This window comes from Leptospira ognonensis, assembly GCF_004770745.1.
Taxonomy (GTDB): Bacteria; Spirochaetota; Leptospiria; order Leptospirales; family Leptospiraceae; genus Leptospira_A; species Leptospira_A ognonensis.
In genome coordinates, this window is record NZ_RQGD01000002.1 from 114,399 (window position 1) to 138,572 (window position 24,174).

The following is a 24,174-nucleotide window of genomic DNA, read 5'->3' on the forward strand; positions in this document are numbered from 1 at the left end:
ATGATGATTTAATCTCAAGGGAAGAGACAATATGGAACTAATTCTAAACGATTCAGAAGTAAAACATTTGTTAGAGGCGATCGTTGTCTACGAGTGGATTGCAAACTCACCTCATGAGGAAAGCGATCCATCCGTGGATACTTTTTGTCAAAGTCTGCTCTCAAAATTAAAGAACTCGCCCGTAAAAGATTCCATCAATCAGACATCAGATGGTACACTCTCGGTAAACGAAACGCTCTTTCAACAAATCCATGATGATTACATTGAAGCTTATAATGATGATTTATTTTGGTCAGATTTAGCATTCGAACTTGGAACGCGGGACTTGAGTAAAAAATATACAGAAGTAGAATTTCAAAAACTCTCAGAAGAAGAACGGGAGAAAAAAGCTGCCATCGAGATCGAAAACTATGATAAAGAATTTGAATCTTATGGGATCGAGCGTCTTTACTTAAAAAAATAATTTTACGTACATTCTATGAGTAAGAGGGTGAGATCATCCTCTTGCGGAACCGAACCTTGGAAAACTTCCAAATCTTGTATGATATCTTTCAGAAAATCCTCGCCTGGCTTGTCCCTATAGGAATCCATACGAAAGACGATTCGTTCTAAAGTATACTCCTCGCGATTCGTATTTTTCTGTTCAACGATTCCGTCCGTAAATAGAAAAATACGATCTCCCGATTCAATGTGAGTTGAGTATTGGGTATACTCTTGTTCTTTACGAAGTCCTATAATATTACCTGTCCTGGGGAGAAGCTCTAAGCCGGCTTTTTTTGTCACGAGAATTTGATCTGGGTGACCTGCTGAAGTATAATAAAGTTTATTCGTTCTCGTATCAATATCGATTAAGAAACAAGAGAAAACGATTTTTAAGCCCGAAAACTTATTTTGTACTTTCTGGTTCAGGTGGTTCATTAGGTCATCTGTTTTTGTGACAAACCTTTTGATCGCCTCATATTCAGATTTAATCGCCATCGTGTAAAGTGCAGCTTGGATCCCATGACCAGTCGCGTCGGCAAGGAAGAATCGAATGATCCCACTATCGAGTTCAAAAACATCATAAAAATCTCCACCAACTTCATCTTTGGGAAGGAAATGCAAATGGAATTTGATTTTTGGTATTTTTAGATCTGTTGTAGGTAGGATTTTTTGTTGGATCTTTTTTGCTAGCTGAAGGTCTTTTCGTAATCTTTGTAACGTGGAATTTAATTGGGAGGTTCGATCCAAAACCATAAACTCTAAATTTTCTGTCAGTGCCTTTAGAGATTCATTTGAGATTTTTAAACTTTCCGCCAATTCTTCTGCTCTCGTAAAGGAACTTGCAATTCGACTCGATAAAATGAGTGACTGAAAGAAAATAAATATCAAAAGTCCATAAGGTGTTAATGAAACGCGTTGGTCATTGATATTTAAACTATGGCTGATGATATCATAAGATACGAATACGGCTAGAATGATCAGACCCATCAGAAACAATTTTGAATTCGGTCTACTATTCGATACGGCTTTGGCATTCACACGGATGACATAAGCAATCGTAAAAAAAGCAACAAATTGAAAACCGGATAAGAGAATCGTGAAAATCGCAACAGGTAGAAATAGAGTGAGAACAAATAACAATGATATGTATAAAATCCATTTTATTAGTTTTTGATTAGCATCTAACGGAAACAAGTTTCCTATAAAAAGTATAAATATCGGAATGGCAAGGTAGTAGGCGGCAAATTCAATTCTAAATGCTAACTGCCAAGGAAAATTAGGATATAAATCAAATATGTAACGGTTGCCAGTAAAAGCAATCCGGAGTCCTAGAAAAATGCAGAGAAGTGCAAAGTATAAAATGGACTTCTCTTTTCTGCGGTAAAAATAAAGTCCCCAGTGATAAAATCCTATGATAAGTACCGCACCTAATAAAAATAATTCCCGTGCCGTTGTAATCAGACGCTCTCTATCAATGGCATATTTATTGCCAATCATAGGAATGCCCCAAAATCCGCCGAAATTATTTTCGAAGTTGGAAATATGAAAAACGATTTCTATGATTTGTGAATCAGGAATTAAAGTGAAATATTTAACCTGTATTTTGGGAATGTCATCAAAGCGATTGATCCCAGGTTTGCCTTGACCTCCAAGTAACACACCATTGGCGAACATGCGATACGAGGAAGCTACGTCTGGAACATAGATTCTTAGTTCTTGGCCTACTGTCTCCTGATTCAAAAGGATAAAACCACGAAGCGTAACATGTCCGGTCCTCGGAATTTTTTTACCTTTAATTTCCATCCCTTGCCAGGACTCGGGAACATTTAAATATCCTGAGAGCTCTTTTTTCCCTTGAAAGGGCGGATAGTGAAAGTCGTTATAAAAAAATTCCCATTCACCTCGCATCTCAACAACACTTTGTTCGGTAAATTGCAATTGAGAAAGATCAAGAACTCCTTTTTTGAAATTCACTCTTTCTTCGGGAACAATATCGACCTCACTGCACGTGTTTATGCATGCAAGTGAAACCAATAAGGTAAAGAAAAATCGAGTTAAGGAATGGGATCTCATAGGCGAATCTTATCGTCTAGAATCCTACAAGACACTAATTCCGTCCAGAATAACCTATTACATCCATGAAAGCAGAAACTGAAAATACAGCTTTCCCTGGTCCTGGATCGCCGTAGCCTGGAGGGGTGGGAAGCTGATAGGTTTCAAATGTTTCCTTCCATGCTCGAAGAAGTTCACAAAAATAAACGAGTGGGGGGCCTGCTTGTTGTCCAAGAGTCGTAAATGGTTCCGGGCACCACGCTGTGAATCGTGGAACAATTCCTTTCGACATAAAAAAATCTAACCCTTGTTTTGTTGAATCAATAGCTTCTTTTACTGTTTTGAATCCGTAGGGTTCTGATAGCTCTACGCCACCCACAAAATTTGGGATCACGTGACTCGGACCAAAAACTTCTGCGGAATCGACTACGCGACGAATCCAATTGTCCCAACCGATAAAACTTGCTTTGCCTGGACAAATTTTCTCAAAAAGATTTTTATCCCAAACTTCATAATTTGGATGATAGATGGCAATGCCTGAGTCTTTGAACTTTTGACAGTCCTCTTTCTCAAAGGCTTGGGCGACAAGTTTTCCCATCCAACGATTGGGGAAGGCACTCTCAATGGCCTGTGGGTATTGCAAATAGAAATCAACTTCCGATTTTTTCTTAAGCGAAGTTAAAACCGATCCGCCTGTGATTGTATAAACTTTCGCTATTTCATCCTCGGCGGCAATCCATGACATCACTTCTAAAATGTCTTCGACGTCTTTGACACCCGTGTAAGGTCGTCCAGCGCCTTTCTGTTGTCTGTAATTATGATTGATATCGCAGTAGGCACATTCCTCGTCTTTTCCAAAGTACTGGCAATTGCGAAAGACGGTGAGATAGATGAGGTAGCCCCATTCAATCACGGGAGCGATTTCGCCCGGAAGTTTTCCGCTTTTTGTTTTGTGGCGATACCAACTCGGAATGGGTGGGTACTCTGCCTGCCCAATTTCGGTTTCTTCTAAATAGAGAGTCGGGACGCCCTCTTTTGATTTCATTTTATAAGGAGAATGTGGGTTATTCCGGGTAGAGATGACTGTCTTTAGCAATCCGAAGTGTCCGCCGGAGATTTTAATTTCCTCTGGTGCCTTCGTATCTGCGCCATCTTTCAGATCCGCGAGGGGGATATGGTCAAAAGAGAAGATAAAGTAATCTTTTGCCTTATAATTTCCGACACCGAGGAAGGACTCGGGTAAAAAATGAATGCCTTGCCTCAGAATGTCCTGCTTTACGATGGCTTCCATCGGTAGGTCTTTGTAAATTCTTTCTAGAGATTCTAAAATGGCAACGCTTGAGGGTGGACGTTCTTCCAATGTAGTATTTTCCGCCATTGCTGATCCTTTCCTGTTTCTGCCTAATTAGACAAATTTAGATTGCCTACCTCTCCTGTTTGCTAGAATTTTGCTTGTTATCCATTTTTTTTCTCAATCTCAAAAAAAAATACAAATCGCTGGTGATTTCAACGATCCGATTTGTTTACTAAGATAACGAAAGTTGAATTTCACTAAGGGATAGGAAGATATGAAAGCATCGAAATTAGCCATTACTAGTGCTCTAGTTGCCGTTCTCGGCCTTACAGTTTGTAAGAAGCCAGACGTTGACGTGAGCGAAAACTCAAAAAAATCAAATGAACTCTCTGCAGTTGTCGTTTTTGCTGTGGGCGATTCTAGCATCCAACATGCTGATAGCACACAAGAAAAAGCACAATTGGGAACCGCCCTAAAAGCTGGGGACCATGTTGTGACAGGTGACAATGGAAAAGTGGATGTTCAGTTTCCTGATGGATCGAGCATTCGTATCTCTCCAAAATCCGTAATTGATTTCAGTAAATTATCGCAAAACAATGCTGGTACGACAGAAACACAAATCGCACTCGTATCTGGAAAAGTATTCGCGAAGGTCAACAAGGCAAAAAAAGAAGACAACTTTACAGTTGTAACGCCAACAGCCATTGCGGGTGTGCGTGGAACTTCTTTTATCGTAGAGTCTGAAAAAGGAAAACCATCCTCTGTGAAGGTTGTGGATGGAGCAGTTGCTTTCTCAAACCGAGTTCCAGCTCTTGAAAACCTTTCCGAAGAAGAAATCAAAGGCAATGCAGATTTACAAAAACTCCAAGAATCTGTCAGTGCAAGTTCTGTCGTTCTTGAAAAAAACCAAGAATCGACTCAATCTGTTAAAGCACTTGAACTTTCCAAAATCGAAAATGTGAAATCAATCGATTTCGAAAAAGCAAACAAAGTTGCTACAGCTGAGAAACCAGCCGTTGAAGTGGCACATCTAACTAAAACAGAAGAGCAAGAAATCAAAACGATTATTTCTGTTGATAAAAAGACAGCAGAACAAATCGCATCTCTCGGCGAAGGCGGAACACTCGACGAAGCTAAGAAAAAAGAAATCGAGAAACAAAGAGCTGAAATCGAAAAATCAGTAGCAAAACAACAAGACGAAGAAAAGAAAAAATTCGAAGCAAGTCTTGCCTCTGAACCAAAAGATTTCAAAACTAAAAAAGACATCGTAAACTACTACGAAAGAATTGAAAAGATCGTTCTTGTAGATGGGAAAACTGTAATTGGTGCCATCATCAACCAAGAAAACGGTAAGTTGATTGTTCACACAGAAAATGGTGTGAAAAACATAGATATGGAAAATGTAGAAGAAGTCATTTACGACCTCCAAACAAAATCTAAATTCTAAACTAAAAAACCCTTACGTAGAAAAGAAGCTCAGTCTTGATTGACTGGGCTTTTTTTATGCCCTCTTACTCGATTTGATTTTTTGATTGGTAATCATTCCATAATACACGTATGGTGCTGATAAGCGGGGTGGCTTCGATCACTAATAGGTTTGAGTTTTGTTTGATGAGAAGTGTAGATTTCCCGAAGCGATCCATCTCTCCCCATTCCACTTCCATGCCGGGGATTTTTTTTAACCCGCCGATAATGAGTTGTTTGACTTCGAAATCAGTGAGTGTTTCCTGTACTTCGCTTAGATCGGATAGAATCGAAAGAAAAAAAGTTTTAGCTATTTCCTCCTGCCATTCTTTGTCCGCTTCCATTGTCACTCGACATACTCATCGGCATGATAAGAGGATCGCACGAGAGGACTTGAAGCAACGACCTTAAACCCTAGAGAATAGGAGAATTCTTTCCAATGCGCAAAATCTTCAGGTTTTATATATTCCTGAACAGGGTAGTGGGTAGGAGTGGGCTGGAGATACTGACCAATCGTTAACATGCGTACACCGGCTCGAAAAAGATCTCTCAAACATTCTTCCACATCCTCAGCGTTTTCACCGAGCCCCAAGATGATGCCACTCTTTGTTTTAAAGCCCTGCCCGGCAATCTCACGGAGTACCTCTAAGGATCTTTCGTAATTTTTTGAAGGAGCAACGGTAGGGAAGAGGCGCCGTACGGTTTCAATGTTATGGTTTATGATATTTGGTTTGGCGGCAAAAATCAAATCCAAGGACTCTCGTTTCGCCTTAAAGTCAGGGATGAGTACTTCTATGATACAGTCGCGCCGGGAACGGATTTGACGGATCGTCTCCGCAAAGTGAAAAGCTCCACCGTCTTTCAAATCATCTCGGTTGACAGCCGTCAAGACGACATGTTTTAATTCCAATTCGGCAACAGATTCGGCGACCCGCTTTGGCTCCTCCATGTCCAGGGCAGCTGGTTTCCCAAACGCAACATCGCAGTAATGGCACCTTCTGGTACATATATCTCCCGCGAGCATGTAGGTGGCCGTCCGACGGTTCCAACAATGATTGAGGTTCGGACAGGAAGCGGATTCGCAGACGGTATTGAGCTTCTTGCCTGCAACTTCGCTACGGACTTTCGAAAGCGCATCTTCTTCCAAGGGAAAGCGTACAGGCACCTTCATCCAATCAGGGTGGGCAGGAATGGGGTGAATTTCCTGGGTTCGGGCCTTTTTTTTAAGGGGATTCATTTCTCGTTTAGACTTTTTTTTAAGAGGTAGGTTTGTAAAATGGAAAAAGATGAGAATCAATCAATTTCTAGCGCGAGCAGGTGTGGGATCGAGAAGGAAAGTCGAGGAGATAGTCCTGGCAGGAAGAGTCAAGGTGAACGGATCGACATTAACGGACCTTTCTTACCGTGTCGAAGACAAAGATGAGGTGCGCCTTGATGGCAAAAGGATAGAAATCAAGATTGATCTCGACTTACACAAAATCATCGCATTTCATAAGCCAGTCGGCTATCTCGCCTCCCATGAAGATAAGCACAACGATCATGTCATCTTTGACTTGCTCCCGAAAGAATACCAAAAATACAATTATGCTGGAAGGCTCGATCTTGACTCAAGAGGACTTATGTTTTTATCCTCAGATGGGGACTTTATCCAAAGGATCACGCATCCCAGCAAAAAAATTGAAAAAGAATATATTGTTACATTAAATAAAAATATCGATTGGAAACCAATTGCCGATGAGTTTATGTTAGGTGTTAGGGAAGGTGGCGAAACATTAAGAGCAAATTTTGTATCGCCAGCTTTTCCGAAATCCTTAAAGGCAGAAGAACAAACGAATCATTTACGAGTTGTTTTAGGTGAAGGGAAAAAACGCCAAATTCGCAGAATGTTTCATTCTAAAAATCTAAGTGTCATTGATCTATTTAGGGTACGTATCGGCGATTTTAGTTTAGAAAGAAAGCCCATCGATGAAGGTAAATTCATCGGTGTGAAAGAAGAGCAGATCATTAAAAAGTAAAGTGTTTGTAAAGAGAAGGAATTTGTTTAAGATTGTGCGAGGAGTAACCGTCATTGTTATCTAAAAGATTTTTGTTCTATCCGCTGTTTTTATTTGCGGCCATCCTTCTTTTGGATAAGGTCTTTCTGCTACCGCTCTTTCATAAGGAGTTTTTACAGGCGGGAAATTCCGTCTTTTATCATCATAGAAAAGTTCTCAAGGAAAGGCTTGTCTCTGATATAAATCTAAAAGATAAAAAATTGGCAGTGGTTTTTGGAGACTCTCGTTCTTACCCTTTTTCAGAGAAGGGAATCCCAAAAGACAAGCAGAAAGATTGGACACTTTATAATTTTAGCGGACCGCAAGGCATTCCCATGTACTCTTACTTTACCTTAAGAGACATTTTAAACAAGGGCGTTCGTCCAAATTTTGTCATTCTCTCGTTAAGCCCGGAGGCCTTCGACGATTCCAAAGGGTTTATCAATTCTCCCTTTCTGAGATTGGCCTGCGATGACCAATGTCTAAATGAGGTGTGGGGGCATTTGGGATGGAAGGATAAATACGAATTCTTGCTCGATCGCCTATTCTCGATTCGATCTGTCGAATTGAATTTTGGACTCTTCATGAACCGACTGAAACGAGGAAAGTTGAGTGAATACAAAGCCTCGAACAATCCCGAATACCAAGTCATCAATTACGGTAAGGGTGAGTATTTGATGTATGCGACTACTGCCAATCCGATTGAAAAACTGGAGAAGGATACACGTCGAGTGAGTGCGATCTATATGAAGTCCTATACACTTGGAGACTCACAGATCGCGTATGTAAAATCTTTTTTGGCACTCACGAGGGAACATCAAATTCCGACGCTTGTCATTTGGCCAAAGGTATATCCAAAGTATTATACCAATTATATTAAATTTGATTTAAAACATGTTTGGTGGGAAAAAATAATTACCTTAGCAAAAGAGGCGGGTGCTTCAACCATTGATATGAATGAGTCCGATACATGCGATCTCTTTAACGACGCATCACATCAATCTGTTTATTGTTTCATTGACCAGATGACGATGATATGGAAAACATTTGCCATCAGATCGAATTAAAAAATTCCCCGGGAAATGGAAGCTCCCCTTTCGATACTCATACATTACATCCGCCTGGATGTGCAACGGCTCTCATTGGAGTCACAGGTGGGGTTGGGTATGATTTTATCTTAATGCCAGTGTTAGTGGGTGTTTTGATACTCTTATTAAATGCAATGATCGTAAATAATTTTGTCCACCATCGAAAATATCCGAAAGTTTGGTTTTAGGTCATTTGGTGTTCGAAAGTAGATAGGAAAGACCCAAGGTCTCAGTGTTACCAATACCTTGGGTAAATGCGGGTGATTGGATTACCAGGTCAATTTTTTAGAATCCTCTATGAATTTTGCGAGACCACTATCTGTTAGTGGGTGTTTGAAAAGCATTTCAAAGACTCCATAAGGAATGGTCACACAATCAGCACCTCTAAGTGCTACTTCTTTGAAGTGAATGGGGTGACGAACCGAAGCAGCTAAGATTTGTGTTTCGTATCCATAGTTGTCATAAATCTCTCGAATTTCGGAGATAAGTTCAAGTCCATCATAACCCACATCGTCTAACCGGCCAATGAAGGGGGAAATGAATGTAGCTCCTGCTTTTGCAGCAAGGAGTGCTTGGTTTGCGGTAAAACAAAGGGTTACGTTTGTGGAAATACCTTTCGAGGTAAACTCGACGACTGCTTTGATCCCTTCTGGAATCAGCGGAACTTTGATCACTACATTTTCGGCAATAGCAGCTAGTTCTAAGCCTTCTTTGATCATCGTCTTCGCATCTGTTGCAAGAACTTCCGCGCTCACAGGGCCTTTTACAAAACTACAAATTTCTTTGATGACTTCAGTAAATTTTCTACCTGATTTGGCAATGATGGAAGGGTTGGTGGTGATACCGTCTAGAAGGCCCATCTCGTGGACCTTTTTGATTTCGGCGATGTCGGCAGTGTCTAGAAATAAATTCATAGACACAGGGTGACTATGGGATTAAATCCCGCAAGGTTTTTGTTTCCTGAACACTAAAGAATTCTTTATAATCTTTTCCTATCATATCCCGAATTGTTGCGGAAAAGTAGTCGATTCTACGAGTATAAGGATTTCTCTTGTAACCTTCTCGCCATTGTACAGCATAACCGCCTCTAGGTGGATTGTCTCGCTTGTCAACAAGCTCCCAGATAGATGCTCCTGAGACCTTGTCATCTCCGATACTCTCTTTTTTGGGCTTTCCGTATTTCTTTTCTAATTTTTCTTTGATTTTCTCAGATGGCACAAGATTGAAATTGACTCCCACAGAAAACAGGATGCCACTTTCACGGTATTCTGTTTGTCCTGCAATGCTCGGGTCAGACTCGGCTCCGCCTGTTTTGGGTCTGACTTCTTTTAGAAGATCAGGGGTTTTGTAGAAGCGGTAGAGATAAAAAATACCGTTTCTTTTGATGAGAAGTTGCGCATCTTTTTTTTCATTTACGATCTGGATTTCCTCCTTGGCTTCGGGATTCGTTGCCATAGACAGAAATTTTTCACGTATCGATTCGAAGGTCATCCCCCACGAGGCTTCAGCAAATCCATCTAAGCTTGTGACCCCTTGGTCAACCTGAGCAAAGAGAAGAGACGGTGTCAGAGAAAGAGCAGCGAGGAGTAAGAGGAACTTCTTCATAGTAATTTTATCGGAAAAAAACCAAAAATCCAAAATCCATTATTTCGGATCTTCGAAATCATCCAGAGATGGCGGCTCGTCTCCGAGCCCCCCTTCTTCAATATCATCCCAATCCCCAAGGCCTGTAGGCTCGGCCGAAAAGGTATCGTCTGTGTCATTTAGGAAGGGATCCTCGTCGGTAAAGTTAGAGTTCTTGTTTTTCGCGGGCGAGGGTGGACTGTCAGGTTCTGCATAGATGTCCTCATCCCAGTTTGGAACAAATTTCTCCTTGGGTCCAATGTGAATCCCAAAAAAAGCTCTTCCCTGCCAGAAATAACAAAGAGGCAATACCACTACCACTCCTGAAAGCAGGACAAACAAAAAATAGAACTCATGATAGAGTCCCCATGAAGCAAGGCTTGCTGACCAAGCACCGAGTCCTAGTCCAGAAAGTACGGCTCGTCCTGCATCAAAAAATTGTTTTAAAGGGCCAGGTGAGGAAAATCCTTCTTTTAAAAATGGAAATCCAAAAAGAAACACAACAAAAAGTAGGGGAGCGTTAAAAAAATAATTACCTGGCGCATCCGTGTAATGCGGGGTTCCCACAGCGCCACCGAGTAAGGACCAAAGCCATGCTAGTAGTGCAAATCCGAAAAAAAGTCCCCCGCCAATCACGAGCTCACCACCTGATGTGAGCACACCCATAAAAATCTTTAACACGGGATCAAGTATTTCCGTAATCTCTTCTCTATCGTAGACGTCCTTCTTATGGAAAAAAAGTAAGTCCGCATAATAGCTAATCACCGCCGTTAAGGCGGTCGTAAAAATTAGAAAAAAGAGAAAGAGAGCAAACTCCATCTTTAGTGTCTAAAATGTCTCATGCCCGTGAAAACCATAATCAGCCCATGCTCATCTGCTGCCGCAATGACCTCTTCGTCACGAATGGATCCACCTGGTTGTATGATGGCCTTTGCTCCTACTTTTGCAACCGCATCGATGCCATCGCGGAACGGAAAGAAGGCGTCGCTGCCGACATAGGAGCCGACAACAGATAGACCAACTTTTTGTGCTTTTACGGCACCGAGTTCCACAGAATCAATCCGTGACATTTGGCCGGCACCGATTCCCAGTGTTGAGTTTTGGTCTGTATACACAATCGCGTTCGACTTGATAAACTTTACGCAGTTCCAGGCAAAAAGTAAGCCTTCCAAATCTTCTTCCGAAGGTTTTAGTTTAGAGACAACTTTTAGATCTTTTTTACTCACGAGATCAAAGTCTCTGTTTTGAATGAGCAGTCCATGGTGGAGGGATCTCAAATCCATTTCTTCTAAGGCTTCGCTAAATTTTGCAATGGGAATCAATCGAATGTTTTGTTTTTTAGAAAATACTTCCAAAGCTTCGTTTGTGAAACCTTCTGCGATCACACCTTCAACAAAGTTCTTTGTAATCTCTTCTGCTGCCGTTTTATCTACAATCCCGTGGATTCCTATGATTCCGCCGAAGGCCGAAATGGGATCTGTTTTGCGAGCAAGTTCAAAGGATTCAAGCACGGTTTCACCAAACGCAATCCCACATGGATTTAGATGTTTTACGATAGAAACTGCATTTTTGGGAAGCAAAGATGCAACATGAAATGCCGCATCAAAATCTAACATATTATTGAATGATAGTTCTTTCCCTTGCAAAGCTTCAAATTCAGATTTAGCAAATATGGGTTCATAAAAGGCTGCATCTTGGTGAGGGTTCTCTCCGTACCTCAATTTCTGTTTTTTCGTAAACGCAAATGAAATTTTTTCGGGGAATTTGATCCCTAGTTTTTGGTTGAAGTAAGTGGAAATGGCAGTGTCGTAGCTTGCCGTTTCAGCAAAAACTTTCGTGGCATATTGAAATGAAGTTTCTGGAGAAATCTTGCCTTTGTTTTGATTCCACTCTTCCATAAACGGAACGTAATCACGTGGATCTGTTATGACGACCACGTTCTTATTATTTTTGGCCGCAGAACGAAGCATAGATGGACCGCCAATATCGATGTTTTCAATCGCATCTTCAAGTGTACAGTCTGGCTTCAAAACTGTTTTTACAAAAGGATAAAGATTCACTATGACAAGCTGAATGGGAACAATTTGGTTTTGTTCCATTTGTTTGACGTGATCGGGATTGGTAGTATCTCCAAGGAGTCCTCCATGGATTTTTGGATGGAGAGTTTTCACTCGACCGTGTAAAATTTCTGGAAAACCGGTGAAGTCTTCTACTTTTTGAACAGGGATTCCAGCCTTGGAAAGTGCGTCATAAGTGCCCCCCGTGGACAATATCTCAACGCCATTCTTTTGCAGAAAGGCACAAACATCTGCGATTCCTGTCTTATCCGAAACGGATACAAGTGCTCTTTTAATTTCTATCATTTTAGGATTTCAACCTTTCTTCCCTTGATTTTTAATTTATTCTCACAAAATAGCTGTATGGCGGTCGGAAGCAGTTTATGTTCTTCCGCTAGGATTGCCCGAGAGAGTTCAATTACTCCCCACTCAGGTTTAATTTCAATGGATTTTTGTAGGATGACTGGACCTGTGTCCACTCCCTCTTCGATAAAATGGACAGTACACCCAGTCACTTTGGCCCCATACTCTAGAGCCTGCTTTTGTGCATCCAGACCAGGAAATGCTGGTAGGAGGGAAGGATGGATGTTCAAAATTTTAAAAGCGAAGGCCTTTACAAATTCTGGTTTCAAAATGCGCATATATCCACAGGCAACGACAAGGTCTGGAGCTAGCTCGCGGGCTTTTTGGAGAAAGGCATCGTGGTAACCGACTTTATCTGTGAAATCTGCATAGGAGACAAGGTAGATCGGGATTTTTAGTTTTTTAGCAATCTCTATAGCTTTCGCTTTCGGATTGTCCGTTAAAAGCCCCAAAATCTCCATCGGGAGCTTTTTTTTTCTCAGTGTTTCTACTGCTTTCTCAAAATTTGAGCCCCTACCAGAGGCAAGAAAGAGGATTCGCTTCGATTTTTTCTTAAATCCGATTGCCAGCAGCTTTCTCATTGGATAATCTAAGATTATTCCATTTGATCATTAAGCAAGTATCCTTTTTGGTCGATGGGTATAGTCAGGAGAAAAAAATGTCACTTGCGAGAAAGACCGGCGGTTATTCCGGTTACAACGAATACAAGGCGAATGAGATTTCTACTGTTAGCCAAGTGAAACTGATCGTTATGCTCTTTGATGGTGCGATACGCTTTTTGGGCGTGGCTATGGAAAATATGACCCCTCGCAAATATGATGTGGTCAACAATCATATTATCAAGACACAAGATATCATCACTGAACTATTACTCTCCTTGAATATGGAAGAGGGGCAAGAAATTGCAAATAACCTCCTTTCGATTTACATCTATTTAAAGAAACGACTGCTCGAAGCAAACATGAAAAAAGATAAAAAGATCATTGCAGAGTGTGTCAAAATTCTTACCGAATTAAAATCTTCTTGGGAAGACTTGGATAAAAAAGAGGGCACACAGAATCAGAATGCCCCTGGCCGTTCTACGGGAATCTCCATTTCAGGTTAATCACATTGACTATGAACCCAGTGACATCTTATTATCTTAAAAAAATCAAACTCCTCGAGGAACTCCTCCAAAACTTAAAACAAGAAGAATCCTTACTTAGTTATGGGGATGCAGACTCGGCAGTAAAAATAGAATTCAAAAATGAACCCATTTTAAAGAAATTAGAAACTCTCGATAGAGAATCTCTTGAAACAAATAACACTATGGGAGTTACGAGTGAGGAAATTGCACTCTCCGAAAAAGTGTTCCTTCTTTTGGATGAGGCAAGAGTGGTGCAAATTAGGGTACAGAGTAAGCTCGAAACCGAGATGAATTCGGCAAAAAAGGAACTTTGGGAGTTCCGGATCAAACGTAAATTAAAAAGCCATTTTTTACAAAATTCAGGTCTCTCTTGGATCAAAAACTACTGCTAAATGAAGCTCTCTCTTTTTTACATCTTACAGAGAGTAGCACCGAACAGGATTTAAAGACTACTTACCATCAACTTGCAAAAAAGTACCATCCCGATTCGGGTGAGTTTGACTCGGATATTTTATTTCATGAATTACAAAAACATCATGAATTTTTAAAATCATATCTCTCTGATCATGGCAGTTTCCGATTTAAGTCAAAAGAAATTCCAGGTCATAATAAAAAGGAACCTAAAAAAGAGGGCAGTGATCCAATTTTTAATTTATACAAGCTCGCCAAAGAAGAAGAAACAAAGGCGATTCTAGATTATTTTGAAAGGACGAAAAACACTCCTTTGCATCTAGATGAATTAAAAAATAAAAACTTAATCGAACTTCGGTTTAAGCTAGAACCAGTCCGTAAAAAATACCAAGAAATCGTATCAGAACATCCCGATAGTATCTGGGCAAAAGACTCAAAAGACTCCTTGCAAAGAATTAGTGTTTGGTGGAGGTAATCCGGTCTTAATAGAATCTTAATCCCTTCTTATTCCCTCCTAATCTCCTAGAAATTGACCCTAATCAAAATGCATGCGATGATTCTTGTATGGATGAACTTTTTTATTTCCCCGTCTATTTCGGATTTCTGATCCTACTTAGTCCTCTCTTCGGTTACTTTATGGCTTATTTATTAAATGCGAAATCGTTGCCTGGCGAAAGCTGGATTCTTAGTTTTTTATTCTCGGGAGCTCCCAAAGAACAAACCTCTAAAGAATACTTAAAGAGTCTTTTTACCTTTCATCTCCTTTTGGGTGTCTTTTCATTTTTGATACTTCGCTTTCAAAATCGTTTGCCACTCAATCCGATTCATCTACCTGGAATGAATTGGGATCTAGCCCTAAATACCTGTATATCATTTCTAACAAATACCAATTGGCAAGCCTATTCAGGGGAGTCCCAACTTTCATATTTTTCCCAAATGGTAGGACTTGCTCCGTTAAATTTCCTGAGTGCTGGTGTCGGACTATCTGTACTCATGTTTGTGGGTCGAGCCATCTCTGCTTCCTCAGAATCCGTTTTTGGAAACTTTTGGCGAGACCTTTATCGGTCCGTATTTTACATCCTGCTGCCTTTATCTGTAATCATAGCATTTTTGTTAGTTGGAGAAGGTGTCGTTCAAACTTTTTTGGATCCAGTTGTAATTAATGGAATTAGCGGAAATGTGCAAACTATTCCCCTTGGACCTGTCGCGTCCCAAGTAGCCATAAAACAGTTAGGTACAAATGGAGGTGGTTTTTATGGAGTCAATAGCGCTCACCCTTTGGAAAATCCGACACCAATCTCTAATTTTATCCAATTGTTTGCGATTCTTCTCCTGCCGGGATCCTGCGTTTTTTTATACGGAAAGCTAGTCGGATCCTTTCGTCATGCTTGGACCATTTTTTTTGTCATGCTTCTTTCGATCACGCTTGCTTTTACAGGGGCGTATCTTTCGGAAAACACAGGAGCCTCGGCTTGGGAGGGAAAAGAAACCCGATTCAATCTGGTTGAATCCACTCTTTGGATGACAGCAACCACAGCTGCTTCTAACGGCTCTGTCAATTCTATGCATGATAGCTTTTCCCCGTTGGCTGGAGGAATCGGACTTTTTCAGATCATGTTAGGTGAGGTGATTTTTGGTGGGGTTGGGGCAGGTATGTATGGGATGTTCTTGTTTTTAATTTTGACCGTGTTTTTGTCGGGACTGATGACTGGAAGGACACCAGAATATCTTGGCAAGAAGATCGGAAAGTTTGAAATCAAGTGGACTCTCGTTGGAATTTTAGCACCAACTTTTTGTATTCTAATCGGCACGGTTGTTAGTATTTTCTTAAAATCCGGCTATTCCGCTCATGGCCCTCACGCGTTATCTCAGATTCTTTATGCATTTAGTTCAGCCTCGAATAATAATGGTTCTGCTTTTGCTGGTTTTTCAGCGGACACCTTATGGGGTAACCTTTCTCTGGGATTTTCCATGCTGATTGGAAGATTTGTTGTGATCGCTTCCGTTATATTTGTCTCATCAAGTTTAGGAAAAAAAATCAAAGCAGAAGCTTCAGAGGGAAATTTCAAAACGGATACTGCCTTATTTGGAATTTTACTTCTCTCTATTTTACTCCTTGTGTGCGGACTTTCCTTTTTTCCAGTCATTGTCCTTGGACCAATATTTGAACATATTCTCATGTTAAATGGAGATCTTTTTTAAACTCATATGAACAAAACGAATCCAATTTTTAATTCCAGTTTAATGATGCAAGCGATGAAATCATCGCTTTTAAAACTATTACCAAAATACGCTTTTTTAAATCCCGTGATGGGTTCAGTCTGGCTGGGAACTTTTGGATTGTTCCTTCAGATGTTATACGATATAGTAAGAAACATACCACTTACTAATGAAACTCCCATCTTTATCTGGTTATTTCTGACGGTTTTATTTGCGAATTTTGCAGAAAGTTTAGCAGAAGGACGAGGGAAGGCACGGGCCGATAGCCTAAAAAAAGCAAAAGTATCGACACTCTGTAATTTAGTAAAAGATGTAGGTGATAATCATTTTCTTCAGAAGTATGCCAATGAATTAGTGTTAGGAGATATCATCTTTGTAAAAGCAGGTGAATTTATACCTGGGGATGGCGAGGTTATTTCAGGGATCGCGAGCGTAGATGAATCCGCGATTACAGGTGAATCTGCTCCGGTGATTCGAGAAAGTGGAGGAGATCGTTCTGCGGTGACTGGTGGTACCAAAGTTTTATCGGATAGTCTTTATATTCGTATCACGGCTGTTCAAGGTTCTAGTTTTATTGATAAAATGATTTCCATGATCGAGGGTGCATCTCGTCAAAAGACTCCGAATGAAGTGGCGCTAGGCATTTTACTTTTTGCTCTCACTTTTCTATTTGGGATTACGGTAGTCTCGCTCATCCCCATAGCAAGATTTGTGGGTGAGGCAACAGGTAACGATTGGAATTTTCCATTCTCTACTTGGCTTGCCTTATTTGTATGCTTGATCCCAACAACGATTGCTGCCCTGTTAAGTGCCATAGGAATCTCTGGAATGGAAAGACTGATTCGATATAATGTGATAGCAAAAAGTGGGAAAGCTGTGGAGGCAGCCGGAGATATCCATGTTCTGCTACTTGACAAAACTGGAACGATCACTCTTGGAAATAGGGAAGCAAGAAATTTTTTCCCCGCGGAAGGCAAAACCGCACAAGAATTAGCAGATGCCGCTCAATTGTCCTCTCTCTCGGATGAAACTCCCGAAGGTAGATCCATCGTTGTACTCGCAAAAGAAAAATTTTCCATACGAGAGCGAATTTTACATGAAGTAGATGTTAGGTGGATTCCTTTTTCAGCCACCACCCGGATGAGCGGCGTCGAAATTTGGCAGAAGGGAATCTTACAAAGAGGTATCAGGAAAGGCTCCATTGATGCCATTCAAAAACATTTAGCTTCCATGAATGCCTTAATCCCGGAACAGATAATTCAGAAAGCGAGTGAGATCGCTCGTAAGGGGAGCACTCCGATTTTGGTTTCAGAGGGTAAGGAAGTGCTTGGAATCATCGAGCTAAAAGATATTGTTAAAGGTGGATTGAAAGAAAGATTTTCATACCTCCGTAGAATGGGAATCAAGACAGTCATGATAACAGGTGATAACCCTCTAACAGCTGCGGCAATAGCTGCCGAAGCCGGCGTAGATGATTTTATTGCCGAAGCAACTCCGGAAAGAAAGTTGAATCGTATCAGAGAAGAACAGGCAAAAGGTTATCTAGTGGCAATGATTGGAGATGGAACTAATGATGCTCCCGCACTTGCCCAGTCGGATGTCGGCGTTGCGATGAACACGGGAACGCAAACTGCCAGAGAGGCTGGCAATATGATCGATTTAGACAGCAATCCGAGTAAATTGATCGAAATTGTAGAAATCGGTAAACAGTTGTTAATGACTAGGGGCGCTCTGACTACGTTCAGTATCGCAAATGATGTCGCAAAGTACTTTGCTATACTGCCAGCCATTTTTGCACCACTCGGTCCGATCAATGTTATGAGATTGTCAAGCCCCGAACACGCCATCCTGTCGGCAGTCATTTTTAATGCCCTTGTCATACCAGCTCTCATTCCGCTGGCACTGCGAGGAGTAAAATACGTTCCGAAATCTGCTGATGCCGCACTTTTACGTAATGTAATTTTATACGGTGGGGGCGGGCTCCTATTCCCTTTTATCGGTATCAAAATCATCGATCTTATATTGTTAGGAATAAATGTATGAATCAGAAAAATAACGTAGGTGATGTGGTCATTGGTATACGATTACTCGCACTTTCCCTTTTTGTATTAGCAGGTATTTATCCGATTCTGATCACACTCTATGCGACTGTTTTTTTCTCGGAAAAGGCAAAAGGTAATATGTTTGGCGAGACTGCTTACGGGATGGCATCCAAAAATATTTCCCAAGATTTCAGCAGCAAGGGGTGGTTTCAAAGTAGACCCAGTTCGTCAAATTACAATACTTTACCAAGTGGTGCATCGAATTTGAGCAGGACCAGTCGAACGCTACATGACCAAGTAATTAAAAGAGAAATATCGCTACAGGCGCAAGGTATCGATCCCAAAAAATGTCCAGAATTACTCTATACCTCGGGATCAGGTATCGATCCGCACATCACACCCATTTGTGCTTTAGAGCAGGCAAACAGGATCGTAACAAAATTTGGAATTTCGAAAGAAGCGCTCGCTACTCTTATCACTCAGAACACCGAATCTTCTTTGCTTGGTATTTTAGGTAGAGACCGCGTAAATGTAGTGAGTCTCAATCTAGACCTCAGGAAATTATTGAATGTCAAATAAAAGTCCAGAAGACTACTTACGTATCGCTGAACAATCCGAAGAAAAAAAGAAAGGAGTTTTGAAAATTTATTTTGGAATGTCGCCAGGAGTAGGTAAGACCTATGCCATGTTATGTGAAGCACAAAGATTAAAAAAAGAAGGTTCCGATGTTCAGATTGGTATCGTTGAAACTCATGGAAGAGAGGAAACGAAAGCCCTACTCAATGGACTCAGAGAAATTTCTTTGAAGGAGATCTTATATAAAGAGATAGTTTGGAAAGAGATGGATGTAGAAGCGGTGATGGCAGCACGGCCAGAGTATGTTCTAGTCGATGAACTTGCGCATTCAAATATACCAGGTTCACTTCATAAGAAAAGATACCAAGATGTTTTTATGCTTCTCGATGCTGGTATCAATGTCCTGTCCACTGTAAACGTCCAACATTTAGAAAGCCAAGTTGACTCCGTGGAAAAAATCATCCAAAGTGCAGTGAAAGAAACAATACCAGATATTATATTGGAACGTGCCGATGAACTTGTTTTAATCGATGTGATACCTGACGAACTCTTAAAAAGATTGGCTGAGGGAAAGATTTATATCGAAGAGAAAATCAATTCTGCAAGAGAAAACTTTTTTAAAAAAGAAAATCTAACATTTCTTCGGGAATTATCTTTAAATTATACAGCCAGGTATGTGGAAAAAAGAATGCCACATGGCAGAGATAAAATTATGGTTGCGATCTCAGCCAGCCCACATTCAAGAAATTTATTGCGTCACGCGAAGAGACTTTCTTTGGAACGAAATGCAGAGTTATTTGCCTTTTTTTCAGAAAAAGAAGAACAGAGAGATCCTAGGTCAGAAGAATTGATTCGGTCTCATATTCGTTTAGCAAAAGAATTAGGTGCTGAAGTGATCCATTCTTATGAATCAGATCCTGTCATTGGAATTATGAATGCTGTACACGGAAAGAGAGTGAATCGGTTAGTCATTGGTGGTTCTGTAAAACCGAATTTTTTAAATTTTTTTCGAAGCAATATTTCAGAAAAATTAACACGGAATCTACGAGATATCGAAATCATCATCTTGCCGACTTCAACAGAAGAATTAAAAAGGGTTGACCTATTTCAGCTGTTAATCCCTTCCTCAAGTTTACGCCAGTATTTGAGTATTTTACTTCTAACCCTCTTGATTACATTACTCAATTTACCTTTGTTGCCTCACATTGGTTATTGGCCCATTTCGATCTTATATCTATTTTACGTTGCTCTCCTCGGAATTTTCTTTAGCCGAGGGCCAGTACTCGTCGCAGCACTTCTATCTGCATTGTTCTGGAATTTTTTATTTATTCCTCCTCGATTTACCTTTTTCATATCCAAGTTAGAAGATGCATTGATGTTTTGTATTTTCATACTCATCGCTCTGATTAATGGGGGTCTTACCTCCAAGTTGAAGCGCAACGAAATGAAATTAAGGTCAAGAGAAGAAAAATTATCGATCTTATATGAATTGACTCGAAATCTCTCAAAAACTTCTCAAAGTAATGAAATCATTCGCATCGGTGAGTCTTTTTTTAAGAAGATTTTTCCTTTCCCTGCAAATTTATTTTTTTATAAACAAGAAATTTTTAGTCCAGAAATTTCCGACGCAAAAAAACTTGCCGTTGCTACAATCGCACTTAAAAGCGGTAAACCCGCTGGCAGGTATACGGAAACACTCTCTCTATCTCCTTCTACTTTTTACCCATTACAATCACCAGGGGGAACAACAGGAGTCATAGAAGTTGAATCTGCTTCCGAGCCAACTCTCGAACAGGAAATTTTATTAAACACCATTGCCAATCAAGTATCTCTTGCCTTGGAAAGAGATACTTTGTCGGAGGAGGCTAAAAAAACATTTCTTCTCAAGGAATCGGAGAAACTTTACAATCTAGTCTTTAATTCCCTTTCACATGAATTGAAAACTCCTCTGACTTCCATTAGAGGTTCCGCCTCTGCACTCTTGGATACAGACATTGTTGAAGATCCCGAGGCGAGAAAAAGCCTATTAGAGGAAATTCAAGAAAGTGCCCTGATCTTAAATTTGCTTTTGGGAAATCTGCTCGATATTAGTCGAATTGAATCGGGATATCTCTCCTTAAAAAAAGAAAAAGTCTATCCAGCCGATATCATTCACGAGGCGATTTCCTATTTAGGAAAGAACAAATCGACGCATGAAATTATTACAGAAACTAATGATTGTAAAATGGAGATTGATTTAGACCGCGTTCTTTTTGCGCATGCCCTCTTTAATTTGCTTTATAATGCCTGTTTGTACACTCCCCCCTCGTCAACAATCTGGATCAAGTTGGTTCAAAAGGAAAATCATCTAATTTGGAGTGTCGAGGACAATGGAAAAGGTTTGCCGAGTGATGCCTCTCGTATTTTTCAAAAATTTTTTAGAGGCGAAGCAACTGGTAAAATTGGAACGGGGCTAGGACTTGCCATCACAAAATCCATTGTTGAGTTACATGGTGGATCCATTTCTGCGATGAATCGCCCAGAGGGGGGAGCAAAATTTGTAATTGAATTACCAATTTCAGATCGTATGGTGTAAGAGACCATGGCAAAAGACTTAATACTCATAGTGGATGACGAAGAAGCAATTCGCAAGATGTTGAGAATTGCATTGGAAGCTAAAGGATATGAGACAAGAACGGCAATCAGTAAAAAAGATGCCATTGAAGCTTGTGCACTTTATAATCCCAAGTTGTTACTGCTTGACCTGCAACTTCCTGATGGAAATGGACTTGATGTCATCCAAGAGGTTAGAACTTTTACGGAAGCGCCTGTCATTATCCTATCTGTGATGAGTGGGGAGGAAGAAAAGATAAAGCTTCTGGACGCGGGAGCTGACGATTATATAACAAAGCCTTTTAGTATGGGTGAATTACTCGCTCGCATACGAACGGCACTTAGGCGAGTTCCTGCGGAGGACGCTCTTCCACCTTGGTCAAATGAAGATTTATCCATAGATTTTTCAAATCACAAAATCACGAAACAAGGGGAACAGATAAGACTTACACCTACCGAGTTTCAAATTTTGACCTTACTCATAAAACATGTTGGAAAAATTCTTACCCATGAATTTCTCATTAAAACGATTTGGGGCGATAATGCACAGAATGAACTTAATAGCCTCAGAGTTCATATCACACAGCTGAGAAAAAAAATCGAAGATAAACCTTCTCGTCCGAAACATCTTTTAACGGAACCAGGGATCGGTTATCTTTGGAATTAGATATTTTGTAGGGGATTGGTAATCTCCCCTACAAAAAGATATTGGTTACGGACTAGGAGGAGCTACCGCATCTCCACCAACAAGGCCAAGAGAGATCTCAGGAATCCAACTGATGAGTATGAGCCCGATGAGGAACAAACCGACGATAGGTGCGACGGATTGGATGACCTTTCCTAACGGCTGTTTGAAGATTCCCGAAGCTACGAAGAGGTTCACTCCCACAGGCGGTGTCAAGTAACCGATCTCAAGGTTCACGATCATGATGATTCCAAAATGTACTGGGTTGATACCATAGTTGATGGCCATCGGCGCAAGTAGTGGCGCAAGAACTAGGATCGCACTCATGATGTCCATAAACATACCTACGATGAGGAGCAAGATGTTTACACCGATAAGAAAGGTTACCGGGCTTGAAATCATCGTCGACATTTTCGCTACCAAATTTTGAGGAATCTCATTCTCGATCATAAACTTGTTCAGACTCACGGCGAGAATTAATATCAGAAAGAGAACACCCAACATTTCGGCACTCTCAGCCATGATTTTAGGGATTTTAGGAAAGCTTAGTTCTTTATGGATAAAAACTTCCACTACGATGGCATAAAAAACCGCAATCGCAGCAGATTCAGTGGCAGTGAAAAACCCAGAGTAGATACCGCCGAGAATCACGACTGGCATCATAAGAGCGAGAAATCCTTCCTTCCAAGAGGCAATCACTTCTTTCCAGTCCCACTTCCCTCGACCCACTTTACCTGCTCGGAAAACGGAATAAATCATAAGTAAACTCATAAGCAAAATGCCAGGACCGATCCCTGCGATAAAAAGATCCGTCACAGAAACACCTACCATAATCGCATAAACAATCATGGGAATGCTAGGAGGGATGATGATTCCCAGAGTTCCACCAGAAGCGAGCAAACCCATCGAAAACTGAGAAGGGTAACCTGCTTTTGTGAGAGATGGATACATGAGTCCACCAATCGCGATGAGAGTCACGGGAGAAGATCCGGAAATCGCAGCAAAGATCCCGCAAGAGAAAACGCCTGCGATGGCAAGTCCTGCAGGGATTGGCGCCGTCATTGCTGCTGCCATGCGTATGAGTCGTCTGGCAATGCTACCATGAGTCATTAAATTTCCTGCAATGATAAACAAAGGAATTGCGAGTAAAATCTCTTTGTCTCCTGCAAAAAATAAATCTCCGATGATGCTGTTTAATTCATGAAACGACTCGAGCGGCGGATCAGGAAGGAAATAATAACAGAATACGGTCACAGCGCCCATGAGGATGATGAGCGGTTGTCTCAGTAAAATGAGGATTAATAATAATCCAAGTATGCCCCAGGAACTCATTTGTTTGCCTGCCCTTTATCAGTATCAGATATTACGTATTCGTCTTTCAATTCCTCTAATGCTTCCGTAGCTTCATCCATATCCGCAGGTCGGAGTGCTGGGAAAAATCCATAGGCTAGATGTCTTAGTCCCATGGAGGTAAAGACATAAGGAAAAATCATTTGTACTTTCCAAAGTGAAATTTCCGTAACGGGATTTACTTCATCAAGTGAGATGCTCTCTTTAACATAGATAAACGAGAGAAATGCTAAAAACAAAAAGAAAGTTGAAACGACAAACTGTTCAATCACCTTGATGTAAGGTAAAATTTTCTTAGGCAAAAGTTTATCTGCGATTTCTGGACGCAAATGTGATCCTTTCGCACTCGCGAGTGCAGATCCAAACAGGCCACCCCATAACATGAAGTAGAGCGAAAGTTTTTGTGCCCAAACGATACCACCACGTCCTAGCCATTCCAGAAGGTCTGAGGCTTCCGTTCCGATGGCGCTAACAATGTATACGCTCCAGCCACCTAAAAAATCAGCAACGCCAGTCTTTGGATATGCATCCGAAGAATCTATGATCCATGATAAAAACTTATCAATGGCTTCTCTTTTGGAGACATCGGCAATCATGACGAGTGTGAGCAGAAGGAAACAAATCCCTCCTGCCCATTTTTCTCCGAAACTCAGGTAGTTTAGAATCCTATCTACGAATTTCATTTATATTTTCCTTACTCTTTTTAACACCTAAT

Annotated in this window: 24 protein-coding genes; 13 read left to right on the forward strand and 11 right to left on the reverse strand. The window is 40.8% G+C overall.

What is annotated here, in order from left to right:
- Positions 1-31: 31 nt before the first annotated feature.
- On the forward strand, positions 32-463 hold the full coding sequence (locus EHQ58_RS00660) for a hypothetical protein (protein WP_135621404.1): 432 nt from the start codon (positions 32-34) through the stop codon (positions 461-463).
- A 2-nt stretch (positions 464-465) separates the two neighbouring features.
- Here the strand turns inward: EHQ58_RS00660 and EHQ58_RS00665 are convergent, their stop codons facing one another.
- The gene (locus EHQ58_RS00665) at positions 466-2,457 is read right to left on the reverse strand and encodes a PP2C family protein-serine/threonine phosphatase (RefSeq protein WP_246047002.1); all 1,992 of its coding nucleotides are present in this window, start codon (positions 2,455-2,457) and stop codon (positions 466-468) included.
- A gap of 133 nt (positions 2,458-2,590) precedes the next feature.
- Entirely contained in the window at positions 2,591-3,913 is a 1,323-nt protein-coding gene (locus EHQ58_RS00670) for a radical SAM protein (protein WP_135621406.1), read from the reverse strand.
- 190 nt (positions 3,914-4,103) lie between these two features.
- Between EHQ58_RS00670 and EHQ58_RS00675 the strand changes: the two genes are divergently transcribed.
- Complete coding sequence (locus EHQ58_RS00675; RefSeq protein WP_135621407.1) at positions 4,104-5,276, forward strand: lipoprotein LipL45; 1,173 nt, start codon at positions 4,104-4,106, stop codon at positions 5,274-5,276.
- A gap of 64 nt (positions 5,277-5,340) precedes the next feature.
- Here the strand turns inward: EHQ58_RS00675 and EHQ58_RS00680 are convergent, their stop codons facing one another.
- Complete coding sequence (locus EHQ58_RS00680) at positions 5,341-5,637, reverse strand: hypothetical protein (protein ID WP_135621408.1); 297 nt, start codon at positions 5,635-5,637, stop codon at positions 5,341-5,343.
- Positions 5,638-5,639: 2 nt separating this feature from the next.
- A complete protein-coding gene (lipA, locus tag EHQ58_RS00685) occupies positions 5,640-6,530 on the reverse strand; it encodes a lipoyl synthase (protein ID WP_135621409.1) in 891 nt (296 codons plus the stop codon).
- A 49-nt stretch (positions 6,531-6,579) separates the two neighbouring features.
- On the opposite strand from lipA, the gene EHQ58_RS00690 reads away from it, so the two are divergent.
- Genes EHQ58_RS00690 through EHQ58_RS00700 form a run of 3 tightly spaced genes read left to right on the forward strand, consistent with a single transcriptional unit; the run spans position 6,580 to position 8,602 of the window.
- Positions 6,580-7,308, forward strand: coding sequence for a pseudouridine synthase (locus EHQ58_RS00690; protein ID WP_135621410.1), 729 nt, complete (start codon positions 6,580-6,582; stop codon positions 7,306-7,308).
- A 53-nt stretch (positions 7,309-7,361) separates the two neighbouring features.
- Positions 7,362-8,393 carry a DUF1574 domain-containing protein gene (locus tag EHQ58_RS00695; RefSeq protein WP_135621411.1) on the forward strand — a complete coding sequence of 344 codons (1,032 nt, stop codon included), beginning with the start codon at positions 7,362-7,364 and terminating at the stop codon, positions 8,391-8,393.
- Positions 8,363-8,602 carry an HPP family protein gene (locus tag EHQ58_RS00700; RefSeq protein ID WP_246047004.1) on the forward strand — a complete coding sequence of 80 codons (240 nt, stop codon included), beginning with the start codon at positions 8,363-8,365 and terminating at the stop codon, positions 8,600-8,602. The genes EHQ58_RS00695 and EHQ58_RS00700 overlap by 31 nt, the downstream gene beginning before the upstream one ends.
- A gap of 81 nt (positions 8,603-8,683) precedes the next feature.
- On the opposite strand, the gene fsa is transcribed toward EHQ58_RS00700, so the two are convergent.
- Genes fsa through purN form a run of 5 tightly spaced genes read right to left on the reverse strand, consistent with a single transcriptional unit; the run spans position 8,684 to position 13,026 of the window.
- Positions 8,684-9,328 carry a fructose-6-phosphate aldolase gene (gene fsa / locus EHQ58_RS00705; RefSeq protein ID WP_135621412.1) on the reverse strand — a complete coding sequence of 215 codons (645 nt, stop codon included), beginning with the start codon at positions 9,326-9,328 and terminating at the stop codon, positions 8,684-8,686.
- Positions 9,329-9,341: 13 nt separating this feature from the next.
- Entirely contained in the window at positions 9,342-10,019 is a 678-nt protein-coding gene (locus EHQ58_RS00710; protein ID WP_135621413.1) for a hypothetical protein, read from the reverse strand.
- A gap of 39 nt (positions 10,020-10,058) precedes the next feature.
- Entirely contained in the window at positions 10,059-10,856 is a 798-nt protein-coding gene (locus EHQ58_RS00715; protein ID WP_135621414.1) for a hypothetical protein, read from the reverse strand.
- Between the two features lie 2 nt (positions 10,857-10,858).
- Positions 10,859-12,400, reverse strand: coding sequence for a bifunctional phosphoribosylaminoimidazolecarboxamide formyltransferase/IMP cyclohydrolase (gene purH, locus EHQ58_RS00720; protein ID WP_135621415.1), 1,542 nt, complete (start codon positions 12,398-12,400; stop codon positions 10,859-10,861).
- On the reverse strand, positions 12,397-13,026 hold the full coding sequence (gene purN, locus EHQ58_RS00725) for a phosphoribosylglycinamide formyltransferase (RefSeq protein WP_425460463.1): 630 nt from the start codon (positions 13,024-13,026) through the stop codon (positions 12,397-12,399). The genes purH and purN overlap by 4 nt, the downstream gene beginning before the upstream one ends.
- Positions 13,027-13,115: 89 nt before the next feature.
- On the opposite strand from purN, the gene fliS reads away from it, so the two are divergent.
- The 8 genes from fliS to EHQ58_RS00765 all read left to right on the forward strand — a co-directional run bounded on the left by fliS (position 13,116) and on the right by EHQ58_RS00765 (position 22,091).
- Entirely contained in the window at positions 13,116-13,562 is a 447-nt protein-coding gene (gene fliS, locus EHQ58_RS00730) for a flagellar export chaperone FliS (RefSeq protein WP_135621417.1), read from the forward strand.
- Between the two features lie 11 nt (positions 13,563-13,573).
- The gene (locus tag EHQ58_RS00735; protein ID WP_135621418.1) at positions 13,574-13,975 is read left to right on the forward strand and encodes a flagellar protein FlgN; all 402 of its coding nucleotides are present in this window, start codon (positions 13,574-13,576) and stop codon (positions 13,973-13,975) included.
- Positions 13,954-14,469: a DnaJ domain-containing protein gene (locus EHQ58_RS00740; RefSeq protein ID WP_135621419.1), complete on the forward strand. Its 516-nt coding sequence runs from the start codon at positions 13,954-13,956 to the stop codon at positions 14,467-14,469. Before EHQ58_RS00735 ends, EHQ58_RS00740 begins: the two co-directional genes overlap by 22 nt.
- A gap of 89 nt (positions 14,470-14,558) precedes the next feature.
- Positions 14,559-16,196, forward strand: coding sequence for a potassium-transporting ATPase subunit KdpA (kdpA, locus tag EHQ58_RS00745; protein WP_135621420.1), 1,638 nt, complete (start codon positions 14,559-14,561; stop codon positions 16,194-16,196).
- Between the two features lie 6 nt (positions 16,197-16,202).
- Positions 16,203-18,257, forward strand: a complete 2,055-nt coding sequence (gene kdpB / locus EHQ58_RS00750) for a potassium-transporting ATPase subunit KdpB (protein WP_135621421.1) — start codon at positions 16,203-16,205, stop codon at positions 18,255-18,257.
- Positions 18,254-18,835 carry a potassium-transporting ATPase subunit C gene (locus EHQ58_RS00755; RefSeq protein ID WP_135621422.1) on the forward strand — a complete coding sequence of 194 codons (582 nt, stop codon included), beginning with the start codon at positions 18,254-18,256 and terminating at the stop codon, positions 18,833-18,835. The genes kdpB and EHQ58_RS00755 overlap by 4 nt, the downstream gene beginning before the upstream one ends.
- A complete protein-coding gene (locus EHQ58_RS00760) occupies positions 18,825-21,407 on the forward strand; it encodes an ATP-binding protein (RefSeq protein WP_135621423.1) in 2,583 nt (860 codons plus the stop codon). The genes EHQ58_RS00755 and EHQ58_RS00760 overlap by 11 nt, the downstream gene beginning before the upstream one ends.
- A gap of 6 nt (positions 21,408-21,413) precedes the next feature.
- A complete protein-coding gene (locus EHQ58_RS00765) occupies positions 21,414-22,091 on the forward strand; it encodes a response regulator (protein ID WP_135621424.1) in 678 nt (225 codons plus the stop codon).
- Between the two features lie 45 nt (positions 22,092-22,136).
- Here EHQ58_RS00765 and EHQ58_RS00770 read toward each other — a convergent pair whose 3' ends face one another.
- Both EHQ58_RS00770 and EHQ58_RS00775 read right to left on the reverse strand, forming a co-directional pair.
- Positions 22,137-23,441 carry a TRAP transporter large permease gene (locus EHQ58_RS00770; RefSeq protein ID WP_135621425.1) on the reverse strand — a complete coding sequence of 435 codons (1,305 nt, stop codon included), beginning with the start codon at positions 23,439-23,441 and terminating at the stop codon, positions 22,137-22,139.
- Positions 23,438-24,142: a TRAP transporter small permease gene (locus tag EHQ58_RS00775; protein ID WP_135621426.1), complete on the reverse strand. Its 705-nt coding sequence runs from the start codon at positions 24,140-24,142 to the stop codon at positions 23,438-23,440. The genes EHQ58_RS00770 and EHQ58_RS00775 overlap by 4 nt, the downstream gene beginning before the upstream one ends.
- Positions 24,143-24,174 lie beyond the last annotated feature (32 nt).